The organism is Paraburkholderia acidiphila (assembly GCF_009789655.1).
GTDB classification, from domain to species: Bacteria; Pseudomonadota; Gammaproteobacteria; order Burkholderiales; family Burkholderiaceae; genus Paraburkholderia; species Paraburkholderia acidiphila.
Genome location: NZ_CP046911.1, coordinates 69,009 through 84,007 on the forward strand (window position 1 = coordinate 69,009; position 14,999 = coordinate 84,007).

The window sequence follows — 14,999 nt, forward strand, 5'->3', positions numbered from 1 at the left end:
ACACACCCGGGCCTACGCTGCTGAATGCGTCAGTTGGGATCGATCGGTGGGCCCGGCGGACCGGAATCCACCTGTCTCATGGTGGGCGCGGCACCCGCTCCCTGCGCCATGTTGCCCGCGCCTTGTGCGGCGATCGAACGCGAGAGGATCTCACGCGCTTCGCCGCTCGACGAATCGACGGTCAGTGCGTGACCCGCGTTGTGCCATGCGCACAGCCACCGCCCATCGCGTGCACACAGGCGCGCGTAGCCAAGTAACGAATCGCGCTGATCTTCCCGCGAAGTCAATTCGGCTTGCATTTGCAGCGCGGTGCCATTGCCCGGTTGTTCCGCGAGTGCGGCATTGATCGCGCTGTGCGCGGCCCCAAGGTTGTTCTTGTCGAGGCTCGCACGCGCGCGGGCCAGGTTTCGCGCGGCGTCGGTGCTGCGCGCGTAGCTGGCCTTCGCTGCGTTGGCCTTCTCTTCGTTGGCCTTTTCCGCCTTGATCTTCGCGGCAGCAAGTGCGCGCTCGTCCGCGCTGCTCTTTCGCGCAGCGCCTGGCGGCACGGTCACCGTAGGCGTCGCCGCGGCACGCGGCTGCGGCACTTGGTACGGCTGCGGCGCCTGATGCGGCAGTGGCACTTGCGCGGTCATTGCCGGCGGCGCGCTCACTGCGGGAGGCGGCGGCAGCTGCGCTACCGCTACCGGCGGCGCGCTGCGCACCGTGTGCTGCGCCATGTGCGGTTTCGTGTCCTGCACGGGCGTTGTGGCCTTCGGCCCAAGGATCGCTCCCTCGACGATCTGGGCGCCCGGGGCCGGCTCCCGCTCGGCGCGATGCGAAACGAAATAAGCGGTCAGCAGGAACGCGATCGAAACCACGCTGCCGACGACATAGAAAGGCAACCACGACCGTTGCGCGGCTGGTGCTTCGTCGCGCAGTTCGTAGTCGCTGTCATGCGGCACGCCGCTGAAGCTGAACGCCGGAGCGTTCCACTCCTTGCGCGCATGGCGTGCGAAACCGTCGTGCCATTCGGGCGCGGCGGATTCGCTCGCCTGCGACATGCGCGGGCCAGCGGAGAGCTGCTTCGCGCCGCACTGAGGGCAAATCATCAGTGGCGCATTAAAACCGGTCCCGCAGTATGGACATCCCCACGGACCAGACTTGGCTCGGCCAGGTTCGTTGAACATTGCAGGCATGGAAGCTTTGGCAGGATAGTTTCGGGTTTGCTACCGGCGGCCGGTGCGCGTCATGTCGCGGCGCGGGCATCCAGGCGGCACGGATTCGAAGTATTCGCTGTAATCCCTACTGTATTTCGCGGGTCGCTGGAGGGTGGTAACAAATAGTCGTTTTGAATATGGGCTACTTCGCGGCGAAGTTCAACCGGCTTAATCGGCCAGATGGCGGATATGGACAGGCGGGATTTCGACCCCCGCAAAGGGCTGTAAGGCCATGCCATGATGGCTGCGCCACGCGGGCGAATTTCCCCGGTTGATAGGGCCCTGCGTCGTGACATCTTGATACAGAAAACGTGTGGCCGATACGCGAAACGCGGGCGTTTTCGCAACGCCCCGCGCAAACAGTCGACAAACAGCCGACAAATAGCGCCACGGCAAGCGGACTTTCAACCTGCTTGCGCCAGATGACGCCCCACAGCGTCACGCCTTCAACGCATCCTTGAAAATCCGGCCATCCTTCATGATCAGGTTCAGGTTCTGATCGGGGTTGGCCAGCAGCGTCAGATCCTGGAGCGGGTCGCCAGCCACGATCAGCAGATCCGCATACGCGCCCTCTTCCAGCACGCCAAGTTTGTGCGGATACGGATTGCGTTCGCCCGCCAGCGCGAGCAATTGAGCATTCGTGGCCGTGGCCATGCGCAATGCCTCCGCATTCGAATACCAGCGCGTCATGTGCCCAAGCATCGTGCCTTGCCGCGTGGCCAGCGCCTGAGAGAAGATCAGGTCCGTACCGAACGCGACCTTGAGCCCGTGCTTGCGCGCGAGCTTGTACATGTTGTCGGTCCCGGCGGTCACTTCCAGAAACTTCTCGCGGCTCGAGGGCGCCATCGGCGCAACATCCTCCTCACTGGTAAACGGTTGCGTACTCAACCATGTGCCGCTCTTCGCCAGGGTCTCGGCGGTTCGGTCGTCGATGAGGTGTCCGTGCTCGACACATTGCGCGCCCGCGGCAACCGAGCGCTTCACCGATTCCGGCGTATACGCATGCACGAGTACGTAGGTGCCCCAGTCTGATGCCGTTTCCACCGCGGCTCGCAGTTGCGGTTCGGTGAACGTGAGCATGTCGAGCGGGCTGCGCGGCGTAGAGACGCCGCCGCAACCCACGATCTTGATCTGCGTCGCGCCCATCATGAACTGCTCGCGCACACGCAGGCGCACTTCGTCGGCTGAATCGGCAATGGCCGCGGCGCCGGTTCGTTCTACCTCGCTGATCTGGCCCGTCGTACGCGGCACGTCGGTCAGCAGACGAAAGTCGCCGTGGCCGCCCGTCGTGGTGATCATCGCGCCGCAGGGATAAATGCGCGGGCCGCTCAGCATGCCGGCATCGATGGCCTGCTTCAAGGCGAACGCGGGGCCCCCCACGTCACGAATGGTCGTGAATCCGCGCAACAGCGTGCGCTGCGCTTCCGCGCCCGCGGCCAGGTACACGAAACTCAAGTCGGACTGAATGATGGCCGCGATAGGTAGTGCGGCGAGCAGCGAATGCCAGTGCATGTCGATAAGGCCAGGCATCATCACCTTGCCGCCGCAGTCGATCACGCGTCCGCCCGCAGCGTTCTGTGCGTCGGGCGCGCCCCGGCGCAACTGCGAGATGCGGCCGCCATCGACCACGAGATACATGCCGTCCTGCAGCGCGGCCGACTTGCCGTCGAACAGCCGGAAGTTCGTGAATGTCGTGGGCTGCGCGGGGGCCGCGGCGCCGGGCTGCTGTGCACGGCTGAACTCGGGCAACACCGCGCTCAACAAGGATGCGCCCATGCCGATCAAAAAGCCGCGCCGCGCAAGATCGGCGCTGATGCGGCGATTCGCGAACGCTGCAAGTGCCTTGTCGCACAGGCACGCGGAAACTGGGCCGATTGCGTTGCCGCGGCGCTTGATTCTGGAAGCCATAGGTCACCTGTTAAAGTAAGCAACGCATTTATTCTGCATGCCTGACGACATCGTCTTTGGTCAACAGCAACGCCAGCGGCCGTGTGGAACTGAACGCCGAGAAGATGATCGTGAGCGCCACGGTCCCCGGCACGGCGAGAAATGCGCCTGGAATGCCCCAGATCGCCGTCCATGCGGCCAGGCTCATGAGAATGACCGCGGGACTCAGGTTCAGCGAACCTGCCATCAACCACGGGTCGAGCAGGTTGCCCATCACGAAGTTGATCGCCGAAAGCGCAATGAGCAGCGTGATCGCCTCGTTCCACTGGCCGAATTGAAGCGCGGCAAGCAAGGCGGGAAGCGCAACGGAGATGAGCGAGCCCGCATACGGCACGAAGTTGAGCAACACGATGAGAACGGCAATGATCGGTGCGAACTCCAGCCCGACCAGATGCATGCAGATCCAGCTGAGAATCCCGAGCACCACGCCGAGCAGCGCTTTCAACGCGAGATACGTGCCGATCTTCGCGTTGATCGCGTCGATCACGGGCTCCATGTCGGCCTTGCCGCGCATGACCGCCGAGAGCTTGCGGCGGAACCGCCCCATCTCGACCATGAAGAACGCCGTGTACAGCAAGACGACGAGCGTCGTTGCCATGAGCGAAGAGAGCGAACCGAGGAGCGAAGTGAGGAGCGACTGTACGTTGACGGTCGCGAGCAACTCGCGCCGAAATGCTGTCCACGAAGCTTCGGTTTCCAGATGAAACAGCGCGGTGATTTTGGCGAGCAACGCGAGCAGCGTGGCCTCGTACTTGGGCGCCACGGCGACCATGCGGTCCGTGTCGGATAGCAGCAGTTCGGTGGCGAGCCATGCGGCCACGAGGATGAGCGCGGCGGCGCTCCAGTAGCGCACGCCCGCACGAATGCGCGTGCCCACGCGCGGCACGCGCCGCAGGATGTCGGCGAGTCCATAGATCACGTACGACGTGATGATCGCGAATGCGATCGGCACCAGCACGGGCCGCCCGATATACAGCACCCATCCCGTGATGACGGCAATGACGACCACGCAGGTGAACGTGACGAGATCCTGTTTCATGGAGATGTTTTGGATGACGAACCACGTTGCGATGATGAGACGTTAGCAAGCCATCAACGTCGCGCGGCACATTTCCGGCCCCAATAAAGCGTCTTCGGGGCGCGATCGGCGCGACTTCGAAAGACTAGCCGCTTTGAAGAAGACTTGCGCGCAAGCTGGCGAGGATTCCAAACGACGTCGGCACAACCGCGCCCCATTTTCGTTGCGCGTACATCGACTCTTCGACCGGTCAAAAGATCGTTCTTTCCTTTAAGTCACGTTTAAGCAGCAAAAAGTACCTTACGCCCCACGTTCCTTAACCTCTTAGAAGACCATAGCAATGAGTACCATCAAATATCGGCGCCGGGGCCTGATCGCCGGTGTAGCGGTGGCGCTTGCCGGCGCCTGGGTTGTCAGCCATGAGCACGCGAGCGCGGACGAACGCGGCGTCACGAAAACGTCGTTGTCCGTACCCGCGCCCAGGACGGACGACGTCAAGGGCACGGCGCCGAACTTCGCGGCGATCGTCGCGCAGTACGGTCCGGCTGTGGTCCATGTCGAGGTCGTCAAGGAAAACCCGGACTCCGAAGACGGCCATTCGGGCGCGCTCGGATCGGGCTTCATCGTGAGCCAGGACGGCTACATCCTCACGAACAATCACGTCGTCGAAGGCGCGGACGACGTGACGGTCAAGCTCACCGACGGCCGCAAGTTCCCCGCGCGCGTCATCGGCACCGACAAGGCAGGCGACGTGGCCGTGCTGAAAATCGCGGGCACGGGTTTCCCGACCGTGAAGATCGGCAATCCGGCCAACAGCAAGGTGGGCGACTGGGTCGTCGCGATCGGCTCGCCTTACGGTCTCGACAACACCGTGACCTCGGGCATCATCAGCGCGAAGTCGCGCCAGCTTTCGGAAGACAGCCCGACGCATCTGATCCAGACCGACGTGCCGGTTAATCCGGGCAATTCGGGCGGCCCGCTCTTCAACCTGAACGGCGAAGTCATCGGCATCAATTCGATGATCTATTCGCGCACGGGCGGCTTCCAGGGCCTCTCGTTCGCCATTCCCATCGACGAAGCCATGCACATCAAGGATCAGATCGTGCAGGGCGGCGGCAACGGCAATGGCAGCACGCTGGCCCACAATTCGCGTCCGCGTCTTGGCGTGGCCGTGCGCGCGCTCAGCGGCGACGAAGCGCAGCAAGTCGGCGTGGAAGGTGGCGTGCTCGTCGTGAAATCGGGCGGTCCGGCCAAGGCGGCTGGCATCAGCGCCGGCGATGTGATCATCGCGGTCAACGGCATCGAAGTGGACAACGTCGAGCAACTGCAAAGCATGATCGCGCGGGCACGCAGCAACGTGTCGATCGTCGTTGCGCGCGACGGCGAGCAGATGACCGCGCAGGTCGAACTCGCGCCGCGCGCATAAGCCCCAAGCGAGCCGAGGGCGGCCCGGGCGCGCGTCGACATCGCGCTCACGGCCCATGACCCGCCAGCTTGTCGATGCGCTCGACGATGTACCCGTAGAAGGGGTTCCACGAAAGCCGCGTGAGGAACCCCGCCCCCACCATCAGCGCCCCGGTTTCGCCGCGTACGGACTGGGCGCCAAGGTGGATGCCCACGTCGTCGTTGGGATCGGGGGTGCGGCCGTACAGCGAATCGGTCACCGGAAACGGCAGGGCCACGTGTGAAAGCGAATAAACATCAGGTGGATAGTCGAGCCCCGTGGGTTCGACTTTCGCCGTTGTTTCGTTCGGCGCCGTTCTCGCTTCGACCACTTGCTGTGAGGTGGCGGAGGCGTTGGTGAGCACGGTGAGCCGGTAGCGCAGCGGCGGCACGGGCAGGAGACGGCGCAGCGCGTCACGCATCGAGGCGCGCAGCAGCGGGCTCCATTGCGCTGTGCGGTTGATGTCGAAGAGCACCAGCTCGCTGCCATTGGCGGGCAGTTGCGAATACAACGAACTGATGATCGCGCTCGTGCTGACTGTGGAGTCGAGCACGGACTGGAAGGCGAGCACGGGCGGCAGCGCCGCCAGTTTGCCGTTGCGCGCCGCGTCCGCCACTTCCTGCTGGATCTTGCGCGTGACCCGCCACGACTGGCGCGCGCCGTTCACCGGAAACGAGTTGTACTTGAACGGATTGAACTCCGGCACGATGTCGAGCCACGCGGCTTTCGCAAACGCAGGCAGGATCGCGGGCAATGCCGCGAGCCCCGCGAAGCGCGCGAAGGCCGTAATGCCGATCATCGGCGAAAGCAGGATCAGGCGATCCGCTTTCGGCAGGCTCGGGTCGTCGAGCACCTCGAGCGCGTATTGCAGCGCGAGCGCGCCGCCGTTCGAATACCCCACGATATGCAGCGGTAAAGGCGCCGGCACGCGGCGCCGCGCTTCGCGCACGGCGAGGCGCGTGGCCGCCTCCCAGTCCTCCGCCGTCACTTCGGTCAGACCCGAGGGCACGGTACCGTGCCCCGGCAAACGCACCACGACCACCGCGAAGCCATCTTGCTGATAGCGCTGCGCGATGTGCCGCAGGCTATAGGGCGAATCGGTCAGCCCGTGCAGCATCACGGCCACGCCGCGCGGCGTACCCTGCGGCATGAGCGTGAACGAGCGGTTCCAGTCGGTGCGAAGGTGGCCCGGATAAATCGGGCTGCCCGAGAAATAGCGATTGGCGGGCACGCGTTCGTCCGCCGGTAGTTTGTCGGTCACGTTCTTCTTCACCGAGTCGAACACGCGGTTCTCATTCGCGATGTACTCCTCCCACGTCGCCTGATCGATTTCGTGCACGTGCATGTCTTGCGGCACATACGTGTGCCACAGGCTCAACGGCGCCTTGCGCTGCGCGTCGTACAGGCGCACGCCGGCAATGCACACGAACGCGATCAGCACGAAAAGAACAAGCCGCTTGATCCAGCGAAGTGCCCACGTTCTCGTCAAGAATTTCGCCATGTCCGGTTGATGCCTCGCGAACGGGTGACCTGACTCACCTCGCGCTAGCGCGGGAAAACCGGCCAGATGAGCGGTACCAGCAGTACGGTGATCACGAGCGCCCCGATCGCAGCCGGTGAGCCCACCTTGATAAATTCCCGGAACCGATAGCCGCCCGCCGTGCTGACGAGCGCATTCACCGGTGTCGAGATTGGCGACATATAGGCCGCGGATGCGGCAACCGCCGTCGTCATCGCGAACGGATAGGGCGACGCATGCAGGTGCGCCGCCATCGCGAGCACCACCGGCGCCATCAGCACCGCCGTCGCCGTGCCGGAAATCACGGTGCCGATCACGAGCGTGAGCAGAAAAACCGCGCCCAACAGGCCATGCGCGCCCCAGTTGCCGGCCACGCGCAGCACGGCGTCGGCGGCAATGTCGATGCCGCCCGTGCGTTGCAGCGCGATGGAAAACGGCAGCATGCCCACGATCAGCACGAGGCTGCGCCAGTGAATCGCCCGATACGCGCTGTCGAGGCTCACGCAGCCGAACGCGCCCATTAGCAGACAGCCGATCAGGCCCGCGAGCACGTTCGGCACGCGTGGCGTGAGCATCATCGCGATGACGAGCGCCATGATGGCGAGCGCGTGCAGCGCCTTGTGGGGCACGGGCACGTAGGCGTCGCTTTCGACCGGCATGGCGAGACACACGATATCGCGCTCGACCGACTGCATCGAGAAGATGTCGATCCACGGCCCCACCACCAGCAGCGTGTCGCCCACTTTCAGCCGCGTGGCCTGCAGATCCTGCTCGAGCGCGGCGTCGGCGCGGCGCAGGCCGACGACCGTCACGCCGTGGCGGCGCAGCGCGGCCGAACTGCGCGCGACGTTGCCCACGAGCGACGAGTCCGGCGGCACGATGACCTCGGCCATGCCCACGTCGTGGGTCTGGTCCGTGAAGTACGCGCCCGACATGTGGCGCACCGCGAGCGCATAGCGCGCGCAAAACGCCTTGCGGTCGAAGCTCGCGGACTCCACGTCGAGCAGCAGCACGTCGCCGGGCGCAATGCTGCTGTCCGCAGTCGCCGGCAGCACCGTCGCGCCCATGCGCGCGCGCCGCTCGATCGCGACGACGTGCGCCACGGGGTCGTCGTCGAGCCCGGCGTGGCCGAGCGTCTGCCCGACGAGCGGGGAATCCGCGCCCACCTCCAGGCGAAAGGCGCGCCCTTCGAGCGAATAGCGCGCGACCCAGTCGTTCAGCGACGGGCGCGTGCTCGCCTCCGCGCCGCCTGCGCCGTTCAGAAAGCGTCTTGCGAACAGCATCCAGGCAATGCTCGCGGCGAGAATCGGCAGGCCCAGCGGCGTGATGCCGAAAAAACTGAAGCCCTGGTAGCCGTGATAGACGAGCGCGCTGTTGATGACGAGATTCGGCGTCGTGGCGACGAGCGTGAGCATGCCACTCGTGAGCGCGGCCATGCTGACCGGCATGAGCATGCGCGCGCGCGACACGCCCGACTGCCGCGCAATGCGAATGACGATGGGAATGAAGATCGCCACGACGGCCGTCGAACTCATGACCGAGCCCATGACGCCAACCACAGCCATGATCAGCACGACGAGGCGGCGCTCGTTGGCCCCGCCGCGCGCGATGAGATAGTCGCCCACGCGCTGGGCAACGCCCGTGCGCGCGAGTCCGTCGCCGAGCACGAAGAGGGCCGCGATGAGAACGATGTTCGGGTCGGAGAAACCGGCCAGCGCCTCGTTAACGGTCACGACGCCCGAGAGCGACAGCGCGACGATCATGATGAGCGCCACCGCGTCCGAGCGGGGCCGGCCGATCAGGAACATCGCGATCGCGCAGGCCAGACAGGCAACGGTCAACAAAAGCTCGGTAGACATGATTTCGCTTTGCCTGGTCGACGTACCGATCAACGGGCCTCTGAAACCACTGCTACCGCAAATAGTGCCGGATTTTGAAAACTTACGTTTCAGCGCGGCCTTGGGTCATGCCCGTGCCGCCGTCTTTACCACAGGTTTGCGAACGTCTTGCGCCGTTCACGCCTCAAGCAGCGAAACGCGGTTGCGCCCCTGGTGTTTGGCCCGGTACATGGCCTGGTCGGCCTGGTCCAGCAGCGAGCGCGCGAGCACCTCGGGGCTCGCGGCGAGCGCGTTCATCCGATACGCCGCCACGCCAATCGACACGCTGAGCGCAATGCGCTCGCCTTCGTCGTCGAGCACTTCGAGCGCCTCGACCGCATGCCGGATGCGCTCCGCCACCGCCAGCGCGTCGGGCAGCTCGCACATCAGCAGCGCGACGAACTCTTCGCCGCCGTAACGCGAAACCGTATCCCCCACACGCACCTGCTGCTTCAGGCACGTGCCGATGGCGCCCAGCGCGAGATCGCCGGTTGCGTGACCGTGCGTGTCGTTGATCTGCTTGAAGTGATCGATGTCGATGAAGAGGCACGACATGGGCGCCGCATGCGAACTCGCGCGGCGGATCTCGTGATGCAGGCGCTCGTCGAAATAGCGGCGGTTCGAGAGACCCGTGAGCGGGTCGGTCACTCCGGTCTTGCGCAGATGCTCGCGGTGGGCGACGTTGTCGAGACTCGCCGCCGCCACACTGCTGAAGCGCATGAGCAGGTCGGTGCCCATGCTGGGGTCGAAGCGCGCGGGGTCATCGCTTGCGAGGCACAGGTAGCCGAGCACCTGGGTGCGGTTCAGAAGGGGCAGCACAATCGCGCTGCCGGTAGCGGTCTGTGCCGCTTTTGCCGCTTTTGCGCCGAAGAAGGTCTCGCTCACAGCGGGCTCGAGAGCGCTCAGTTCGCTCACGCGGCCGAGCCACGGCTGGTTGCCCGCGCACAGGCGCGACAGCGCGAGACCGCCCTGGAACCCGGATCGCAGGTTCGCTTCGAGGTCGGCGCGCCCGCAGTCGGTTTCGAGCAGGTCGCGCAGGAGCGGCGTGCGGGCGTCGAGCCAGATGCCGGACGAAGCGAGCCGGAACACCTCGGGCAGATGGACGAACATCCCTTCGAGAAAGGCGCACCAGTCGTGCGCGCCGATCAGGCGCAGTTCCACGTCCTGGAATGACTTCGAGGCGCGCTCGTTCCGCTGGACGGTTTCGATAAGCGCAGCAAGATCCAGTGAAGGCTGAGACCCGGGATGTGTCACGATGCATCGAGAATATTCCGAAGCCTGCTATTACGGCAGCTTGGGGACAGACTTGAGGCCGCGATCAGCCCGCAGGACTGGGAAAAGAAAAGACCGCTGCCCGTGAGGACAGCGGTCTTGCTTACGGCGAGAGGCCAGGGTTATTTGGCCGGCGATGCGGTGCTCGGGGTGGCCAGCGTGTTGTTGTTAGGGCCGCCCGGGACCTGCGCTGCGCCATTGTTCGCGCTATTCGGCGACGCCGCGCTCATGCCGCTGTCCGAATTGGTGGCGCCAGGTGTGCCGTAGCCGCTCGTTGCATTGTTATTGGCAGCGGCGGGCGATACAACGCTCGGGGTTGCCAGCGTATTGTTAGCCTGTGCATACGCACCGGCCGACAGCGTGAGTGCGGCAACAGCCGCGATGAATGTGCTGATTGTTCTGCTCATGACTCGCTCCTCCATTGATTGGACTGGAATTCCGGCACAAACGGACCACTCGTATTGCTCTGGCGGTCGTTATGTGCGCGGCTCACGACGATCAAAATCGCGTAACTGTTCGCAGCGGTATGCGTAAAACAAACCACTACCAGTTGATATCAAGTTTAGGAAAGCAATCGCAGATAATTAAGCGCATTGTGCGCAACGATTTATTTCGCTTTTTGGCAACGCCAATCCGGGAACCGCGTGATTCAGGCATTGCAGGGAATTCGCGTAAATCGGCCCGGAACGGCTATTCGACGGGCGTCTACCCTCGATATGCGATCGGCCGGGCGAGCGTGCATTTGCGAGAAGTCTTTTGGTACGCTGATTCAATCCGGCACAGCGATATACACCGAATTTTGCGAGTCATTTTGCGCGACGGCGTATCGGATAATCGGTCGTGTTGCTTGCCCCACGCGTAGTCGCCGTGCGCCACTTTGGTTGCGTGCGCATCGAAGGCGTCATTCCCCGGTCAAGCGCAGGCAAGGTGCAAGAAAAGCGCGCCCGGCGCGCTTCGCGAGATGAAGTCTTCGGGGGGATCCCGGAGACCCGTCTCCGGATATCGGCGCTTGCGCCCGGACGGGCGCAAGGCCGTGGTGGGCAATGATCAGGACTCGTTCGGACGGATCGTCAGCGCGTTCTTGACCGACGTTACGCCTTGCACGCCCTTGGCGACTTCGGTGGCGTGTTCGATCTGCGACTGCTCAGGCACCGAGCCCTGCAGAACCACGGCGCCGTCACGCACGCGCACGGTGATCTTCGCAACATCGACCTTCTTGTCCTTCGCGAGCGCGGAGCGAACCTTGCGGCTGAGCGCGCGGTTAGCCGCCTTCTCCTGCTTCGTGAGCGCGTGCGACGGGCTGGCCTGCTGGGCAGCGGCAGCCGCGCCGCTCGCCGCGTCGTCCTGCGCATAGGCGTGCAGCGACGCAGCCACGAGAGCCGTCGCCGCGGCCAGCTTGAATACTTGAAGAGCCTTCATGCATTTTCTCCTGTTGTCACAGTCTTGTTGTTGGCCCACGAACGAGCCGTTGCACTACACCATCCGCTACTGAGGCATTCGCGCGCGAAACGCGAGCGCGCGACAGATTATATGAATGTAATGTGTGGCGCAGGGCGGGGAAAATGCCGCTGAATCAATAGCTTGATATCGACCCCATCATGGAGTAGGCGCACCGTTCGTAGCCATGAGCTTATGGTCACATCGCCCCCAACCCCAATTGGATCCGTCAACTATTGAACGGCTTCCAGGCGCTTTTCCCCGGCTTTTTCCCGGTTGGCAGAGAAATGGAGCGCATAGGCAGTCGCGCGAGCGCGGAAAAAGTCTGCCAGGCGTCGCATAATTGCGACGCCGGTTCTGGCGGCGGATCGGCGCGATAACCGGCTTGCTCTTGCATCGCGCGACGCCCCGCTGCGCTCATGAACCCATCCCCTCCCGCTCGAGCCACGCGCGAAACAGCGCGACTCGTTCATCGCCGGACTTCTCCTGCGCAACGTAAGTGCAATAGCTGCGCGAAGGCAGGCGTACAAGCGCGAACGGTGCGACGAGCCGGCCAGCGGCAAGGTCATCGGCTACCAGCGCGGTGGGCCCCATCGCGACGCCGATTCCGTCGATCGCCGCCTGCAAGGTCAGATAGAAATGATCGAACGTCAACGCCGCTGCCGGCCTCAGTTCGGGAATCTGCGCGCTCGCCAGCCAGTCGGGCCAAAGCCGCGGGAGGCTCGAAGTGTGCAGCAACGTGTGTTCGCGCAGGTCGCCGGGCGAGCGCAACGGCACACGCTGCAAAAGCGCGGGGCTACACACCGGAAGCCGCTCCTCGGACAAGAAAGGCCGCATCGAATAGCCGTAGAACGTGTCCGGACCACCGCGAATGATGACGTCGTAGTCGTCTTTCAAACTTTCCAACGGCTCGTTCGACGTTTCCACGTTGACGTCCACGTCGGCATGCGCGGCGCGGAATTTCGCCAGCCTCGGCACCAGCCAGCGCAACGTGAAGGTCGCGGGCGCGTTCACGGATAGCGTCCGGGAGAGCGTTCGCGGCATGCCGTATCGCGCGGTTGCCTGCGAGAGCTGTTCGAACAAGGGGCCGATTTCCTCCAGATACGCCTTTGCCGCCGGCGTGAGCTGCACACGCCGGTTGTGCCGTTCAAACAGAGACGCGCCGAGCCACGCCTCCAGCAGGCGCACGTGCTGGCTCACCGCCCCTGGCGTCACGTGCAGTTCTGCGGCGGCTTCCTTGAAGCTGCCGAGCCGGCCCGCGGCCTCGAAGGCCCTCAGGGCATTGAGCGGGGGTAACGTCGGTCTCATTCGCAATAGATTCTCTAATGTTTTTAGGCAATTTATCTCGTTTGTCTGCCCACTACAAGATAGATATCCTGCTCAATAGATCATTCATGACACCCTGCCCGCGCCCTCATGCTTAGCTATACCGGCGGTATCGTGCTTTTCGCCGCGCTGCTGCACGCAAGCTGGAACGCGATGCTCCACGGCAACCGCGACCGGTTTTTATCGATGACGTGGATGAGCATCGCCATCGCGGTCGTTGCCACGCTCGTCGTCCTGTCCACGCCCTTGCCGGCCAGCGCCTCCTGGCCATACATCGCCGCGTCGGGGCTCGTGCATATCGCCTATAACGTGAGTCTCGTGCGCTCGTATCGCCGCAGCGACCTGGCGTTGGCGTATCCGATCGCGCGAGGCTCGTCGCCGCTGCTCGTCACGCTCGGCGCGGCGCTTTTCGCGCACGAGGCGATCGGCCCGTTGCACGTGCTCGGGATCGTGATGATTTCAGGCGGCATCATCGCGATCGCGCTGCAGGGGCGTCACGTGTCGCGCGCGGGTGCGCTGGCCGCATTCACGACCGGCGCAACGATCGCGCTCTATACCGTGATCGACGGCATCGGCGTGCGCCTGTCCGACGGCCAGCCGCTCAGCTACACCGCATGGATGTTCCTGTTCTACTGGGCGATGCCGGTGTTGTTCGTCGCGGCGCGCGGGATCGCGGCGGTATGGGAGCCGGTTCGTGCGGAGCCACTGTCGGTTGCCGCGTCGCTGGCCGGAGGCCTCGTGTCCATCGCGGCGTATGGCATCGTGATCTGGGCGCTGCAGTCAGGCGCGATGGGCGCGGTTTCCGCGTTGCGCGAGACCAGCGTCGTGTTCGCCGTGCTGATCGGCCGACTGTTTTTGCGGGAAGCGGTGAGCACAACGCGCTGGCTCGCCTGCGTGGTCGTTGCGGCCGGTGCGGTTTGTCTCGGGCTTTGACATTGCCTCGCGCCCGTCATTGGCTACGCGTGCGTCATCATTGAATCGAGTTGAACCGGGTTGAACTGAGCACAAAGGAGCGCCCCATGCTCAAACACATCGAAACCGAACTGCTCGACATCGGCTATCACGAACACGGCGATGCAAACGGATGGCCGGTCATCCTGCTACACGGCTTCCCTTACGACATCCATGCGTACGACGACGTGACGCCACGTCTGATATCCCAGGGCGCCCGCGTCATCACACCCTACCTGCGGGGCTACGGCCCAACGCGCTTCCTTTCGTCCACGACGCTCCGCTCGGGCCAGCAGGCGGCGCTCGGCGCGGACCTGCTGGCACTCCTCGATGCCCTCCAGATCGACCAGGCCATCCTGGGGGGATACGACTGGGGCGGCCGGGCGGCGTGCATCGTCGCGGCGCTCTACCCGTCGAGAGCGCGCGGCCTCGTTTCGGTCAATGGCTACAACATCCAGAATATCGCCGCCGCGTCGCAGCCAGCCGACCCCGAACACGAACACCGGCTGTGGTACCAGTACTACCTGCACGGTGAGCGCGGCCGGGCTGGATTGACTGAAAACCGGCGTGCGTTCTGCCGACTCCTGTGGTCGCTTTGGTCGCCGACCTGGCGCTTCGACGACGACACCTATGCCCGCTCCGCCGTGTCGTTCGACAATCCCGATTTCGTCGACGTGGTCATCCATTCTTACCGGCACCGTTTCGGCCTGGTCGAAGGCGACTCACGGTTCGACGAGATCGAACAGCGCCTGGCCGCCATGCCGCCGATTACCGTGCCGACGATCACGCTCGAGGGAGAGGCCGATGGCGTCCACCCGCCAGCGGGCGGCGAGGTCATCTCGAAGCGCTTCACGGGACGCCACGAAAACCGCGTCGTGCCGAATGCAGGCCATAACCCCGCGCAGGAGGCGCCAGCAGCATTCGCCAGCGCGGTTCTCGATATCAATGCGTGGGCCGATTGACCCATCTGCGAAAAAATCAAAAAAGGCCGCCGCGCTCTCGCGCGGCGGCC

Annotated in this window: 12 protein-coding genes; 3 read left to right on the forward strand and 9 right to left on the reverse strand. The window is 64.3% G+C overall.

Translation table 11 applies throughout. The features are described 5' to 3' along the window. Positions 1-29: 29 nt before the first annotated feature. The 3 genes from FAZ97_RS24585 to FAZ97_RS24595 form a co-directional block, all read right to left on the reverse strand. Entirely contained in the window at positions 30-1,088 is a 1,059-nt protein-coding gene (locus FAZ97_RS24585; protein ID WP_158761122.1) for a hypothetical protein, read from the reverse strand. Between the two features lie 546 nt (positions 1,089-1,634). Beyond that, on the reverse strand, positions 1,635-3,104 hold the full coding sequence (locus tag FAZ97_RS24590) for a metal-dependent hydrolase family protein (protein WP_233271890.1): 1,470 nt from the start codon (positions 3,102-3,104) through the stop codon (positions 1,635-1,637). Positions 3,105-3,132: 28 nt separating this feature from the next. Next, positions 3,133-4,182 (reverse strand): AI-2E family transporter, encoded by a 1,050-nt coding sequence (locus tag FAZ97_RS24595; RefSeq protein ID WP_158761123.1) that lies wholly within the window; start codon positions 4,180-4,182, stop codon positions 3,133-3,135. A 319-nt stretch (positions 4,183-4,501) separates the two neighbouring features. Here FAZ97_RS24595 and FAZ97_RS24600 point away from each other — a divergent pair, with 319 nt between their 5' ends. Beyond that, positions 4,502-5,587: a S1C family serine protease gene (locus FAZ97_RS24600; protein WP_158761124.1), complete on the forward strand. Its 1,086-nt coding sequence runs from the start codon at positions 4,502-4,504 to the stop codon at positions 5,585-5,587. A 46-nt stretch (positions 5,588-5,633) separates the two neighbouring features. On the opposite strand, the gene FAZ97_RS24605 is transcribed toward FAZ97_RS24600, so the two are convergent. The 6 genes from FAZ97_RS24605 to gcvA all read right to left on the reverse strand — a co-directional run bounded on the left by FAZ97_RS24605 (position 5,634) and on the right by gcvA (position 13,018). Further along, positions 5,634-7,094, reverse strand: a complete 1,461-nt coding sequence (locus tag FAZ97_RS24605; RefSeq protein WP_199272185.1) for an alpha/beta hydrolase — start codon at positions 7,092-7,094, stop codon at positions 5,634-5,636. A 56-nt stretch (positions 7,095-7,150) separates the two neighbouring features. Beyond that, entirely contained in the window at positions 7,151-8,983 is a 1,833-nt protein-coding gene (locus tag FAZ97_RS24610; RefSeq protein ID WP_158761126.1) for an SLC13 family permease, read from the reverse strand. 156 nt (positions 8,984-9,139) lie between these two features. Then, positions 9,140-10,255: a GGDEF domain-containing protein gene (locus tag FAZ97_RS24615; RefSeq protein WP_158761127.1), complete on the reverse strand. Its 1,116-nt coding sequence runs from the start codon at positions 10,253-10,255 to the stop codon at positions 9,140-9,142. Positions 10,256-10,395: 140 nt separating this feature from the next. Then, complete coding sequence (locus FAZ97_RS24620) at positions 10,396-10,680, reverse strand: hypothetical protein (protein WP_158761128.1); 285 nt, start codon at positions 10,678-10,680, stop codon at positions 10,396-10,398. Positions 10,681-11,320: 640 nt separating this feature from the next. Continuing rightward, positions 11,321-11,692 (reverse strand): BON domain-containing protein, encoded by a 372-nt coding sequence (locus FAZ97_RS24625; RefSeq protein WP_158761129.1) that lies wholly within the window; start codon positions 11,690-11,692, stop codon positions 11,321-11,323. A 435-nt stretch (positions 11,693-12,127) separates the two neighbouring features. Continuing rightward, entirely contained in the window at positions 12,128-13,018 is an 891-nt protein-coding gene (gene gcvA / locus FAZ97_RS24630; protein WP_158761130.1) for a transcriptional regulator GcvA, read from the reverse strand. Between the two features lie 108 nt (positions 13,019-13,126). Here gcvA and FAZ97_RS24635 point away from each other — a divergent pair, with 108 nt between their 5' ends. Then, entirely contained in the window at positions 13,127-13,969 is an 843-nt protein-coding gene (locus tag FAZ97_RS24635) for a DMT family transporter (protein WP_158761131.1), read from the forward strand. An 86-nt stretch (positions 13,970-14,055) separates the two neighbouring features. Continuing rightward, a complete protein-coding gene (locus FAZ97_RS24640) occupies positions 14,056-14,949 on the forward strand; it encodes an alpha/beta fold hydrolase (protein WP_158761132.1) in 894 nt (297 codons plus the stop codon). The last annotated feature ends 50 nt before the right edge of the window (positions 14,950-14,999 follow it).

What these genes read in the sequence shown, in the direction of transcription:
- FAZ97_RS24585 (WP_158761122.1), bottom strand. Translation starts at nt 1,088, where the DNA reads ATGATTTGCCCTCAGTGCGGCGCGAAGCAGCTCTCCGCTGGCCCGCGC.
- FAZ97_RS24590 (WP_233271890.1), bottom strand. Translation starts at nt 3,104, where the DNA reads ATGGCTTCCAGAATCAAGCGCCGCGGCAACGCAATCGGCCCAGTTTCC.
- FAZ97_RS24595 (WP_158761123.1), bottom strand. Translation starts at nt 4,182, where the DNA reads ATGAAACAGGATCTCGTCACGTTCACCTGCGTGGTCGTCATTGCCGTC.
- FAZ97_RS24600 (WP_158761124.1), top strand. Translation starts at nt 4,502, where the DNA reads ATGAGTACCATCAAATATCGGCGCCGGGGCCTGATCGCCGGTGTAGCG.
- FAZ97_RS24610 (WP_158761126.1), bottom strand. Translation starts at nt 8,983, where the DNA reads ATGTCTACCGAGCTTTTGTTGACCGTTGCCTGTCTGGCCTGCGCGATC.
- FAZ97_RS24620 (WP_158761128.1), bottom strand. Translation starts at nt 10,680, where the DNA reads ATGAGCAGAACAATCAGCACATTCATCGCGGCTGTTGCCGCACTCACG.
- FAZ97_RS24625 (WP_158761129.1), bottom strand. Translation starts at nt 11,692, where the DNA reads ATGAAGGCTCTTCAAGTATTCAAGCTGGCCGCGGCGACGGCTCTCGTG.
- gcvA (WP_158761130.1), bottom strand. Translation starts at nt 13,018, where the DNA reads ATGAGACCGACGTTACCCCCGCTCAATGCCCTGAGGGCCTTCGAGGCC.
- FAZ97_RS24635 (WP_158761131.1), top strand. Translation starts at nt 13,127, where the DNA reads ATGCTTAGCTATACCGGCGGTATCGTGCTTTTCGCCGCGCTGCTGCAC.
- FAZ97_RS24640 (WP_158761132.1), top strand. Translation starts at nt 14,056, where the DNA reads ATGCTCAAACACATCGAAACCGAACTGCTCGACATCGGCTATCACGAA.